We start from the raw sequence: 11,871 nt of genomic DNA, 5'->3' as shown, positions 1-11,871 counted from the left end.
CTGCGGGTTTCGCCCTATTGCGATTTTAGGATCTGATCGACCCAGCGCGGAATGGTTTCTGTTGCGGGGCCAAGTATGACTTCGTCGAAACTGGATGCGCCGGTCGACGGCTCGAGGTTCAGTTCGACAGTTTTTGCTCCGGACATCATGGCCTCGTGCACGAAGGCCGCGGCGGGATAGACCTGACCCGAAGTGCCAATGGCGGCGAAGATACTTGCGTCTGCCAGATGATCATAGATGGCGTCCATGTGATAAGGCATCTCACCAAACCACACCACATCCGGGCGCGCGGTGGGGGCTGCGCAGGCAGGGCAGGGCTCGCCCACGGCCATTTCGGGCGGTGCCGCCCAGCGGTGGCCACAGGCCGCGCAAAGCGCCCCGGCCAGCGTTCCGTGCATGTGGATCACGCCTTGCGCGCCACCGGCCTCGTGCAGGCTGTCGACGTTTTGTGTGACGATCACAACCTCGCCGGGCCAGTCCCGCTGTAGTCGGGCAAGTGCATCGTGGGCCGCGTTAGGTTGCGCCTCGGCGGCCTGTGCGCGGCGGGCATTATAAAACCCGTGCACCAGCGCGGGATCACGCGCGAACCCTTCGGGCGTGGCAACGTCCTCGATCCGGTGCTGGGCCCACAAACCGCCCTCGTCGCGGAATGTGCCCAACCCGCTTTCGGCGGAAATACCGGCCCCTGTCAGAATGACGATCTTTTCCATCTTGGCCCTTCGCGTTACACCGTGGTTCATGACCCACCGTATCTTGTTCGTCTGTCTGGGCAATATCTGCCGTTCTCCCGCCGCCGAAGGTGTTTTTCGCACCCGCGCGCCGCATCACACCACCGATAGTGCGGGGACGTCGGGTTGGCACATCGGTGACCCACCTTATGGGCCGATGCAAAAGGCAGCTCAGTCGCGCGGCATTAAACTGGATGATTTACGGGCGCGGCAATTCACGGCCAGGGATTTCGACAGGTTCGATCTGATCATCGGGATGGATGCCGACAACATCGCGAATATCGAGGCACTGCGACCAGCCGGGAACGAAACCCCAGTGCGTCTGCTGACGGATTTTGTGCCACATATCGGCACAGACCACGTCCCGGACCCATACTATACACGTGACTTCGAAGGAGCATTGGATCTAATCGAGGCAGCGGTCGAAGGTCTCGACGCGCATCTACGCGGCTAGCTCATCAACTTTAGGCGAGTGTTCAGCCATGGCAATTGCGCAAGGGCAGGGTCAACAATCTGGCTTCCCATTAGGCGGCGCATCATGCCTGCGACCTCTTGCGGAACCTGACCCGACCAGTCGGTGCGGGTGAACAAGGAAATCGTCCGCGAGACATCTCCGATCGGGGCAGGGTGCGCCTCAAGACCGTCATGGAATCTCGCCGCCCGCATATAGCCCAGCGGCGTCGTAATCGCCCAGCCGAGGCCGCGCGCGACCATCGCCATCAGCGCCAGATGAGAACCGATTTCGAACCGTTCTTCAAATTCCAGCTGCTGGCGCGCCAGATGGGCCTCAATCTGGCGGCTGATCAACTGCTCGCGGGCATAGCGCAGGAAGGGCAGATCCTGCATGGCGTTTTCGGCCCCTTTGGGCGTCACCAGAATGAAGGGATCGCGAACCAATGGGTATTCGACCACGCCTTCCAGCACCTCGCCGCTATGGGCTGACACCACAAGCTGCAGGCGCTGCGCCTCAAGTTCTTCGAACAGGTCGAGGCTAGGCAGTGTGATCAGTTTGAACTTTGACCGCGTCAGACTTTCGGCCAACAGAGTGGCCAGTCGCGGGGTCAGGTCATTGTCGAAATCGTCAATCAGGCCGATGGACAGGGTTGCAAGGTGACCCAAATCCATCACGGTCAGCTCGCTTTGGGCGATTTGCAACTCGGCCAGAACCGCCTGCGCGCGGGCCAGAAAGCTGCGCCCTGCCTGGGTCAGGCGCATCGGGCGCCGTGTGTGATCCACCAGATCGGTGCCCACTGCCTTTTCCAGATTGCGCAATTGCTGGGACACCGACGGCTGGCTGAGCCCCGTGATTTCGGCAGCCTGCGCCACCGATCCCGTCCGCGCCAGCGCCTCGAATACTTCGAGGCCGCGCAGGGTCAGCCCTTTCATAACCATCAGATATCCCTTTCGCTGCGCCTTTCTGGGGCGCAGTTCAGGTCAGGTCAAGGATTGATCAGCCTAGTTGCAGATCGCCTGCGCCATCTGACCGAAGTTCCGATACCGGTCCCACAGCGCATCGTCGCGCTGGGTCTTCGACATCTTGAGCTCTTGCGCCTGATGCGGGTCGCGGAACCACTTGGCAACGGTCTTCTGATCGCTGCGGGTCAACGCCTGGTTGGCCACCCGTTGAATGCAACTGCACCGATCCCGCGTCGCAGCTGAGCGATCCGACGCCAAACAGGCGCGTTTGATCTGTGCTGCGTCCACTACCGGAGCCACCGCTGTCAGCGACGTGGCACAGAATGCGATTAAGAGGAACTTTTTCATGCTCATGCCTCATGTTTGCCTGCCCGGAGGGGTCTTATGCCCCTCTCGGTCTTCGCAGGAGTATGAATCAAACGTGGAAAGGGATCAATCAAACGTTGAGAAAAAGTGATTGCACGGTTTGCGAATGTCGCGTTGTCTAACCCGACTTTGCTTAGAAACCCCTCATGAGACCACTATGCTTAAGAAATACGGACGCACATTTCACTTGCCGCAATCTCCTGGCGCCACGAGTGATGACAAAATCATGTCTAGCGTTGCCGTGTTAGAGATGGCTGACGAAGTGGTGTTCACTGAAAAGATGGACGGTGAGAATACCACGATCCATAGCCTAGGCTGTCACCCCCGCAGCCTCGACGCGAGATATCATCCGTCGCGAGATTGGATGAAGGCATTTGCAGCCGGTATAGCGCCTCTACTTGCCGAGGGTGAACGAATTGTGGGCGAGTATTTGTTCGCGCGTCATTCCATCACTTATTCAGAGCTGCCGACATATTTTCTGGGATTTGCTTGGATCAAGGCTGAGGAAGTTCAACCTTGAGACGCGACGCTTTCGCGCTTTGTCGAACTTGGGGTCACAGCGGTTCCTGAACTTTATCGCGGGCGGTTTTCGGCACAGATCGCAAAGGATGTAATTGCGGGTCTCGATCTCGAAAAACAAGAGGGGTTTGTCGTTCGCACCACTGGGGCCTTCAAGGAAGAAGACATGCCCATACACCTTGCTAAATACGTACGTGAGGGCCATGTGCAAAGCGAGACGCATTGGATGAATGCAGCGCTGGTCAAAAACGGTTTGGTCTGACTGGGCCGAGAGCTTGGGAACAAAGGGTTTCGCAGCATGTTGACCCACCTTGACCACAGCCCAATTCCGACGCATATCCCCAACCCATGACAGACCTCGCTCATATCCGCAATTTCTCCATCGTCGCGCATATCGACCATGGCAAATCCACCCTTGCTGACCGGCTCATCCAAGAGACCGGAACGGTCAAGGATCGCGACATGAAGGAACAGCTGCTCGACAGCATGGATATCGAGCGCGAGCGCGGCATCACCATCAAGGCCAACACAGTCCGCATCGACTATACCGCTGACAACGGCGAGCAGTATGTGCTGAACCTGATCGACACCCCGGGCCACGTGGACTTTGCCTATGAGGTCTCGCGGTCGATGCGCGCGGTCGAAGGATCGCTGCTGGTTGTGGACTCGACCCAAGGGGTCGAGGCGCAGACGTTGGCGAATGTGTACCAAGCCATCGACGCAGATCATGAGATCGTGCCGGTACTCAACAAGATCGACCTGCCTGCGTCCGACTGTGACCGCGTGGCCGAACAGATCGAGGATGTGATCGGCATCGACGCGTCCGAGGCGATTCAGGTTTCGGCCAAAACCGGACAGGGCATCCACGAAACGCTGGAATCTATCGTCACCCACTTGCCTGCACCGCAGGGCAATCTGGACGCGCCGCTCAAGGCCATGCTGGTCGACAGTTGGTATGACGCCTATCTCGGCGTCATCGTTCTGGTCCGCATTATGGACGGCACGCTGAAAAAGGGCATGCGGGTCAAGTTCATGTCGAACAACACCCTGCACCATGTGGACCGCGTCGGCGTTTTCCGGCCCGAGATGGAGATGGTCGACAGCCTCGGCCCCGGTGAGATCGGCTTTCTCACCGCCTCGATCAAACAGGTCCGCGACACCCGTGTCGGGGACACGATCACCAATGACCGCAACGGCACCGAAATCGCTTTGGACGGTTTCAAACCCGCGCAGCCGGTGGTGTTCTGTGGCCTCTTCCCCGTCGACAGCTCCGAATTCGAAGATCTGCGCGACGCGATCGACAAACTGGCGCTGAACGACGCCAGCTTCAGCTTTGAAATGGAAACCTCGGCCGCACTTGGCTTTGGCTTCCGCTGCGGCTTCCTTGGCCTTTTGCACCTTGAGGTCATCCGCGACCGCATCGAACGCGAATATGATATCGAGCTCATCACCACCGCGCCGTCGGTGATCTATCACGTCTACATGAAAGACGGCGAGATGATCGAGCTGCACAACCCCGCAGATATGCCCGATCCCTCCAAGGTCGACCATATCGAGGAACCGCGCATCAAGGCGACCATCCTTGTGCCGGACGAATTCCTCGGCGACGTGCTGAAACTGTGTCAGGACCGCCGCGGCATCCAGATGGACCTGACCTATGCGGGCAGCCGCGCCATGGTCGTCTATGACCTGCCGTTGAACGAGGTTGTCTTTGACTTCTACGACCGCCTGAAATCGGTGACCAAGGGCTATGCCAGCTTCGACTACCAGATGACCGGCTATACCGAGGACAATCTGGTCAAGATGTCGGTGCTGGTGAATGACGAACCGGTCGATGCGCTGTCAACCATGGTTCACCGCGACCGGGCCGAGATGCGGGGCCGGGCGATGTGCGAAAAGCTCAAGGACCTGATCCCGCGCCACATGTTCAAAATCCCGATCCAAGCCGCCATCGGAGGCAAGGTCATCGCCCGCGAGACCCTCTCGGCGCTGCGCAAGGACGTGACTGCCAAATGCTACGGAGGCGACGCCACGCGGAAACGCAAACTGCTGGACAAGCAGAAAGCGGGTAAGAAGAAGATGCGTCAGTTCGGGAAGGTCGATATCCCGCAGGAGGCGTTTATTTCCGCCCTTAAAATGGACTCTTAGTCCATTTTGAGTGCGAGTGCGCGAAAGCGTTTGGCAAAGCGAAACGCGTGCGGCACCCGATCGCAGTTTGAGAGCAGGTGGACGTGTAAAAGTTGGCTATTTTAACGGCGAGTGGAAGCAGAAGCCGCTTTTTTGGGCCTAAGTCTTTTGGAAGTTGGTAGGAATCGTACATTTTCAAACGTAAAAAATAGAAAGAAAACCGTAAAATGACTGATAATTCATTTCAAATCTCCACCAATAGTGACAACGAAGAATTTCACGTACGTCTTCCAGTAACTCAGGATGATTTTACAAGCTTCGTTAAAGGACTGCTTGGGAAAGGTGACGAATTAAAAACGAGATACAAGAAGCCAGTTGTTGTTACGGCAAACCTAATTAGGAGTGTGAGTGGAGCAGTTGTTCACAGGGTCAAATCACAAAACTCTTCAGAGCTTGTAAATGAAACAATCAGTATAGCCTTTGAAAGTGGGAAAAATTACCGTTTTTCAAGCTTGAAGGGTTTCGACGAGTTTTCTCCCATTGGTCACGATGAAGTAAGTCTTGTCTCATACGAAGCTGAGTTTCTAGTAAATTTTCCTGACCGAGGAACTGCGTCTCGGGAGACTATCGAAATAACTTTTGCTTCTATGTCTGCGGAGAGACGCTACCAGGCGACATCAGCCGGCGTGACTGTCGAAGTCGGAGGTCTAGTGAGGGAAGCAAGCGCGGAAATTGTATGTAAATATTCCGAAAGGACATGGGCAGAAGACATTTCCCAACTTGTAACTAAGCTTTTGGATGGCTCACCGAAGTTTGATCTTCCTTTTCCCGGAGAAGAAAAGAACTTTCTTGCTCGCCACTTAGATACGTTTCAAGTTGTTGGAGCTTTTGCTATTGCGATGGTGTTTATTAGCACAATAGCCGTGAAGTCGCGTTTTTCGTCAGTCGAACTAGATACGACTGATCTAGGAGTTGTGATTAGTGAAATATTTCGCCAATTGCACGGCGGCACATCGACAGTGTTTTCTGTGCTTGGATTTATTTTGCTGCTCGTAGTTATTGAAATATTATACGGTGTGACTTTATCTAAGTTTGCGAATGCGAACAACTGGCCGCTTCTGGTGTTCAAGCTGTACGAGGCGGATGAGGAAAAAATTGTTTAGCGAAAAAGGAAAGACCAAGTGGCGAAGCGTGCAACGTTTTGGACATTCTTTCTTTCCATTTTAGCAAGTGTTGCTGGCGCCTATTTTTATGATGTGATAATTAATTTCTAATCTATTTGTTACGATTTTAAATATTTTGAACTTATACAGTATCTTCAGTAACGTTTTTGAAATACAAGAATTACGTCGCCTCGAGCGGTACCGCCAAGTCGGCGCTGCCCTCGGTTTTGTTGACCGATTGTAGGGCGGGCTTCAGCCCGCCACCCACCTGCCCAAAACCCAACGTACATGGATCGGATGGGTTTGATGGCGGGCTGAAGCCCGCCCTACAGGGATTGGTGGGTTGAAAACCCACCCTACGTAGGATGGGCGTTCGCACCAATCACTCCCACTGTGACCCACCTCACAGCCCCAACCGCACCCGCCTGCTACACTTAACCCATCGGAACCCTCAGCAGGAGGCGCAGATGTCCACATCCATGATCCCCATCATCGCCCTCGGGTCGGCTGGTCTCTATTCCGTGGCCATGATCGCGATGAAGTTCTGGTGGAAACTCCCCGGTGTGGGTCTCGGCCTGCTGATCGTCGCGACCCTGCTGGCAGGGGCGACGCTGGAGCTTGCCGCGCTGCGCGAGGAACGGCTGGGCATCATTTATACCGGCATTCTGGGGGCCGAGGTTGTTCTGATCGCCGTCGCCTCGTTCTTTCTGTTTGGCGAAAACTTTTCATATCGCGAGGCGGCAGGCATTGGTCTGGTCATCCTCGGCACCGCGCTGGCCTGGGCATAAGGCAAACATTACCGGTTTGTGAAGTTTCCCTTAGGTAAGTTGCAACCTGCGCACTCCCTTCCAATCTGTTCAACAGGCCAGCAACGGCCCTGAACTTTGGAGGAGAGCCCATGACCAGATATATGACTGCCGGAGCAGCCGCTCTGGCAACTAGCCTCAGCTTTGCCACGGCTGCGATGGCCGAAACCACACCCGATCTGCGCGGTGCCTGGACGGGCACCTATACCAAGGTTTCGCCATCCCGGGTGACCACCGGCGATGCACCGCGCTTTCATCAGGGAGAGTGGGTGTTGGATATCCAGCAGCAGCAGGACAACTTGTTCTGGGGGCCCAGCATGTGGCGACCGGATGCTGGCACAGATTGGCGTGTGTTTGACGCCACCGGCACCATTAGTCTGGATGGGTCGGGCACCATCGGCATCGTCGAAAGCTCGGCCGATCCGCAGGTGGGTGTGAATGCGCTGGTGGATGCGCGCTATCAGGACGGCAAGATTTACGCGGATTTCCGTAGCCTGCGTCGCGGGACAACGTACAGCGTTGTGCTCGAACGTCAGGTGAACTGAAGCGTTTCCGGCCCGATCGGCTTTAGGGGGTACAGGAAGCACTGAGGTGCCGCGCGTAATAGGTAAACTCGGTCGGGTCGGAATGCTTCTCAAATACGGATACAGCGTCTCCTCAGGGGGGACGGGTCGGGCGGCATCTTGGCTGCAAGCGACAGGGTCCTGAACACACGGTGCCGGATTGCGGCGTTCCCCGGCATATGTGGTTTAGGGTCTCGCGAACCTTCAGCGCGGCTTAGCTTGTGGTCTGAGAGCTGTCCGGCCCCAGTTTCTCTGAACATCTCTGGCCAGGCAATGGTAAGCGCGGATCCGTCTGATTCGATGCTCTGAGGCTGTGAATACCCGCAATCGGCAACGAAATGGCCTTTGCGGGTGCAGAAAGTCAGGAAAATCGAGTCATTTCGTCGAATTCAGCGTTTTCCATTGCCAAGACCGCACGGCGTTTCGATTTCCGGAGTTATCCACAATTTTCTCCCGGCGGATATCAACACTTTATCCCCGTCTAATTCTCATGCTGCAGTGCTATTTTCTTGTCGGAACATGACCCGGATGTAACAGTTCTATTACCGCAACGGTTCTTAGGAACCAGGGTGGGACGCAAAGACCAAAGGGGGTCGAGGCAATAAGGGCAAGTCTTAGGATTAGCTTTTATATGCAGAGGCTTACCGGTGGATGGTCAGTTGAATTGGGTGTCAGACCCGGGTCAGATGATCAGACACTCAGAAGGTCGATGCGTGCTGCAAAGCATCTTAGGATGCCGAGCAGCGGCCGTGGCCTGTAACAGGGTCTGGGCAACTGGATCGTGGCGTCCCTCGGATGCATCGACCCGGCAAGGCGTCAGGAGTATCCGCAAGGGTACATGCATGGACCGCGTCTGCGCACCTGACGCCTTTTCTTTTTCTCTGGTTTTTCCAGGCTGCCACTCTGCCCCTGCAAAACGGGAACGGGGTTCTTGTGGATGCACAAGAACCCCGAAGTGTCAGATATGCAATGCCGCGTCTATGCACCTGTGCCAAGGAGTGTAACTTGGTTGGCTGTAATCTTCAACCATATCTTGTATGTAGAAGTTGTGCTTTCACAATATCCTGAACCGCGTCAGATATTTTGCTGAACGTCAGTTGCCGCGCCTTGAATGGCATCACCTGCTTTTTCGATATCTTTGCCAGCACCTTTGGCAGTCTCGCACGCGGCGAGAGAAAACAGTGCCAACCCTACCAGAATTGCTCGGATCATCAGTACCTCCATTTGATGTTCTAAGCATGGCCTAGCAGTTTTTATTTGCTGGAACCAGTATTTTACCGCGCTGACACGGGGCATAGAAACACGAAGCTGCAGACCAAATTGACCGCATGGATTGCGAAGGCAGGGTGTGGCCGCACCAACGTTAGAATGTTCGGGTCGGAAAGACTGGAACAACGCGTCTGGTGCGGTGGAAAGATAAACGAAATCAGTCCTTTTGGTCGCCGCAGAACAGCTCGTACACCACTTCAAGCATACGGCGCGGTCTGTCGTCAGCAAGTCGGTAGTAAATAGCCTTGCCTTCGCGTCGCGGAATCACAAGGCCTTCCAGACGAAGGCGGGACAGCTGCTGCGAGACAGCCGCCTGCCGCGCGGAAAGAAGATCCTCAAGCTCGGTCACGGATTTTTCGCCAGAGACCAGATGGCACAAGATCATCAATCGGCCTTCGTGACTGATCGCCTTGAGGAAATTCGATGCGCGGGTCGCATTTCCCGCCATCCGATCGAAATCGTCAGACGTCATATTCTGTGAAATCTGAGGCAATGCCATTGGTGTTTTCCTTTTGAGCCCTGGTGTCGGGGAACTTTTGTGAGTGTTTCGCTAAAGCGGTTCGCATTGCTACACGTTCTGCGCATGAATTTCCATATGCATGGATCAAAATGACGTGATGCGAAAAGGGGAACTTACAAACAAGCGCGTCAAACCAGGCCTTGACCGCTGCTGTTTCTGTGCGTTCGACATCAGACTATCCCCCTATTGTGGGCGGTTGGAGCGCGATCTGTTGTGCCCCCCTTGCAGCCCCCCCGTGGCGACACTAAGACTCGGGTAACGTTTCTTCGGGTAATGTCCCGATCCATAGCAAAACAGGCAGGTTCTCATGTTCGATCCCGTTGACACCTATATGAATACGCTCGTTCCCATGGTCGTCGAGCAGACCAGCCGGGGTGAACGCGCGTATGATATTTTCTCGCGCCTTCTGAAAGAGCGGATCATTTTCATCAACGGCCCGATCCACGACGGGATGAGCCACCTGATCGTCGCGCAATTGCTGCATCTTGAGGCGGAAAATCCGAACAAAGAAATCTCGATCTACATCAACTCTCCCGGTGGCGTCGTCACCAGCGGTTTGTCGATTTACGATACAATGCAGTATATCAAGCCGAAATGTTCCACATTGGTGATCGGTCAGGCGGCCTCGATGGGGTCGGTTTTGCTGGCCGGGGGCGAGAAGGGAATGCGTTTCTCGCTGCCCAACAGCCGGATCATGGTGCACCAGCCCAGTGGCGGCTATCAGGGCCAGGCCAGCGACATCATGATTCACGCGGCCGAGACGCAAAAACTGAAGGATCGCCTTTATGACATATACGTGCGTCATACCGGCCAGACCAAAAAGGCGGTTGAAAAAGCGCTGGATCGTGACAACTTCATGAGCCCGGAAGAGGCGAAAGACTGGGGTCACATCGACGAAATCGTCGAAAATCGCGCCAAAATGGATGGTGACGAGGCCTAAGAATATCTCCCCACGTCTTGGGCGTGGGGACCATTTTTGAGATTGTAGCCGCCCCGGTGGTGGCCTAAGCTGCACCAACATGTGGCATGCGCGGTTCCACACAGACCGCAGGGACGAAGCCCGAAAGGTAGAACATGGCGACGAATTCAGGCGGTGACGGCAAAAACACGCTCTACTGCAGCTTCTGCGGCAAGAGCCAGCATGAGGTGCGCAAGCTGATTGCCGGCCCCACCGTCTTCATCTGTGATGAATGCGTCGAGCTGTGTATGGACATCATCCGCGAAGAGACGAAGGCCAGCGGCCTGAAATCCAGCGATGGCGTTCCAACACCCAAAGACATTTGTGAGGTGCTGGACGATTACGTAATCGGTCAGGCCACCGCTAAACGGGTTCTGTCGGTGGCGGTGCACAACCACTACAAGCGTCTGAACCACGCGCAAAAGGCAGGCAGCGATATTGAGCTGGCCAAGTCCAACATTCTGCTGATCGGTCCGACCGGCTGCGGTAAGACGCTGCTGGCGCAGACGCTGGCGCGCATTCTGGATGTGCCGTTCACCATGGCAGACGCAACCACACTGACCGAAGCCGGGTATGTGGGTGAGGATGTTGAAAACATCATCCTCAAGCTGCTGCAGTCCAGCGAATACAATGTCGAACGCGCGCAGCGCGGCATCGTCTATATCGACGAGGTCGACAAGATCACCCGCAAATCCGAAAACCCGTCCATCACGCGTGACGTGTCGGGCGAGGGTGTACAGCAGGCGCTGCTGAAGCTGATGGAAGGCACCGTGGCCAGTGTACCGCCGCAGGGCGGGCGCAAACATCCGCAGCAGGAATTCCTGCAAGTGGATACCACGAACATCCTTTTCATCTGCGGTGGTGCTTTTGCAGGTCTGGATAAGATCATCGCGCAACGCGGCAAAGGCTCGGCCATGGGCTTTGGTGCCGACGTGCGGGACAATGATGAACGTGGCGTGGGTGAGATTTTCAAGGATCTCGAGCCCGAGGATTTGCTGCGGTTCGGCCTGATTCCGGAATTCGTTGGTCGTCTGCCGGTTCTGGCAACGCTGGAGGATCTGGACGAAGATGCACTGGTCACAATCCTGACCAAACCCAAGAACGCTCTGGTCAAGCAGTACCAGCGCCTGTTCGAATTAGAAGACGCCGAGCTGGCCTTTACTGATGATGCGCTGAAGTCGATCGCCAAGAAGGCCATCGAACGCAAAACCGGCGCGCGCGGGCTGCGCTCGATCCTCGAGGATATCCTTCTGGACACCATGTTCGAACTTCCGGGCATGAAGAACGTAACCGAAGTGGTGGTGAACGAAGAAGCGGTGTCGTCTGACAAGCAACCACTGATCATCTATGCGGATGCCGCGGAATCAGCTTCGGCAGGGTAAGGCACAACAAGAATTACCAAGACGGCGCGGGATTGACCGCGCCGTTTTCTTTTG

At 55.7% G+C, this 11,871-nt stretch carries 13 protein-coding genes; 8 read left to right on the top strand and 5 right to left on the bottom strand.

Annotated features, from left to right (window positions below; genetic code table 11):
* Positions 1-14: 14 nt before the first annotated feature.
* Positions 15-710 carry an NAD-dependent deacylase gene (locus AC2FI8_RS16855; protein WP_496736823.1) on the bottom strand — a complete coding sequence of 232 codons (696 nt, stop codon included), beginning with the start codon at positions 708-710 and terminating at the stop codon, positions 15-17.
* 28 nt (positions 711-738) lie between these two features.
* On the opposite strand from AC2FI8_RS16855, the gene AC2FI8_RS16850 reads away from it, so the two are divergent.
* Entirely contained in the window at positions 739-1,182 is a 444-nt protein-coding gene (locus AC2FI8_RS16850) for a low molecular weight protein-tyrosine-phosphatase (RefSeq protein ID WP_496780325.1), read from the top strand.
* Here the strand turns inward: AC2FI8_RS16850 and AC2FI8_RS16845 are convergent.
* Both AC2FI8_RS16845 and AC2FI8_RS16840 read right to left on the bottom strand, forming a co-directional pair.
* Positions 1,179-2,120, bottom strand: coding sequence for a LysR family transcriptional regulator (locus AC2FI8_RS16845; RefSeq protein WP_496780244.1), 942 nt, complete (start codon positions 2,118-2,120; stop codon positions 1,179-1,181). The genes AC2FI8_RS16850 and AC2FI8_RS16845 overlap by 4 nt on opposite strands.
* 63 nt (positions 2,121-2,183) lie before the next feature.
* Positions 2,184-2,492 carry a hypothetical protein gene (locus tag AC2FI8_RS16840; RefSeq protein ID WP_496780242.1) on the bottom strand — a complete coding sequence of 103 codons (309 nt, stop codon included), beginning with the start codon at positions 2,490-2,492 and terminating at the stop codon, positions 2,184-2,186.
* Between the two features lie 175 nt (positions 2,493-2,667).
* Between AC2FI8_RS16840 and AC2FI8_RS16835 the strand changes: the two genes are divergently transcribed.
* The 5 genes from AC2FI8_RS16835 (at position 2,668) to AC2FI8_RS16815 (ending at position 7,670) form a co-directional block, all read left to right on the top strand.
* Positions 2,668-3,030: an RNA ligase family protein gene (locus tag AC2FI8_RS16835; RefSeq protein WP_496768223.1), complete on the top strand. Its 363-nt coding sequence runs from the start codon at positions 2,668-2,670 to the stop codon at positions 3,028-3,030.
* Between the two features lie 347 nt (positions 3,031-3,377).
* On the top strand, positions 3,378-5,177 hold the full coding sequence (gene lepA, locus AC2FI8_RS16830; protein WP_496726051.1) for a translation elongation factor 4: 1,800 nt from the start codon (positions 3,378-3,380) through the stop codon (positions 5,175-5,177).
* A gap of 206 nt (positions 5,178-5,383) precedes the next feature.
* Entirely contained in the window at positions 5,384-6,319 is a 936-nt protein-coding gene (locus AC2FI8_RS16825; protein WP_496780241.1) for a hypothetical protein, read from the top strand.
* A 467-nt stretch (positions 6,320-6,786) separates the two neighbouring features.
* Positions 6,787-7,107 (top strand): hypothetical protein, encoded by a 321-nt coding sequence (locus AC2FI8_RS16820; protein WP_496780239.1) that lies wholly within the window; start codon positions 6,787-6,789, stop codon positions 7,105-7,107.
* 110 nt (positions 7,108-7,217) lie between these two features.
* Positions 7,218-7,670, top strand: a complete 453-nt coding sequence (locus AC2FI8_RS16815; RefSeq protein ID WP_496780237.1) for a hypothetical protein — start codon at positions 7,218-7,220, stop codon at positions 7,668-7,670.
* 1,092 nt (positions 7,671-8,762) lie between these two features.
* On the opposite strand, the gene AC2FI8_RS16810 is transcribed toward AC2FI8_RS16815, so the two are convergent.
* Positions 8,763-8,900: an entericidin A/B family lipoprotein gene (locus AC2FI8_RS16810; RefSeq protein ID WP_199913560.1), complete on the bottom strand. Its 138-nt coding sequence runs from the start codon at positions 8,898-8,900 to the stop codon at positions 8,763-8,765.
* Positions 8,901-9,114: 214 nt separating this feature from the next.
* A complete protein-coding gene (locus AC2FI8_RS16805) occupies positions 9,115-9,456 on the bottom strand; it encodes an ArsR/SmtB family transcription factor (protein WP_108861784.1) in 342 nt (113 codons plus the stop codon).
* A 328-nt stretch (positions 9,457-9,784) separates the two neighbouring features.
* Between AC2FI8_RS16805 and AC2FI8_RS16800 the strand changes: the two genes are divergently transcribed.
* Positions 9,785-10,417 (top strand): ATP-dependent Clp protease proteolytic subunit, encoded by a 633-nt coding sequence (locus AC2FI8_RS16800; protein ID WP_108861785.1) that lies wholly within the window; start codon positions 9,785-9,787, stop codon positions 10,415-10,417.
* A gap of 134 nt (positions 10,418-10,551) precedes the next feature.
* A complete protein-coding gene (gene clpX / locus AC2FI8_RS16795; RefSeq protein WP_058272201.1) occupies positions 10,552-11,817 on the top strand; it encodes an ATP-dependent Clp protease ATP-binding subunit ClpX in 1,266 nt (421 codons plus the stop codon).
* Positions 11,818-11,871 lie beyond the last annotated feature (54 nt).

The sequence above is a fragment of the Ruegeria sp. CDSB029 genome (assembly GCF_059611125.1).
This window is presented reverse-complemented; position numbering and strand designations above follow the sequence as displayed.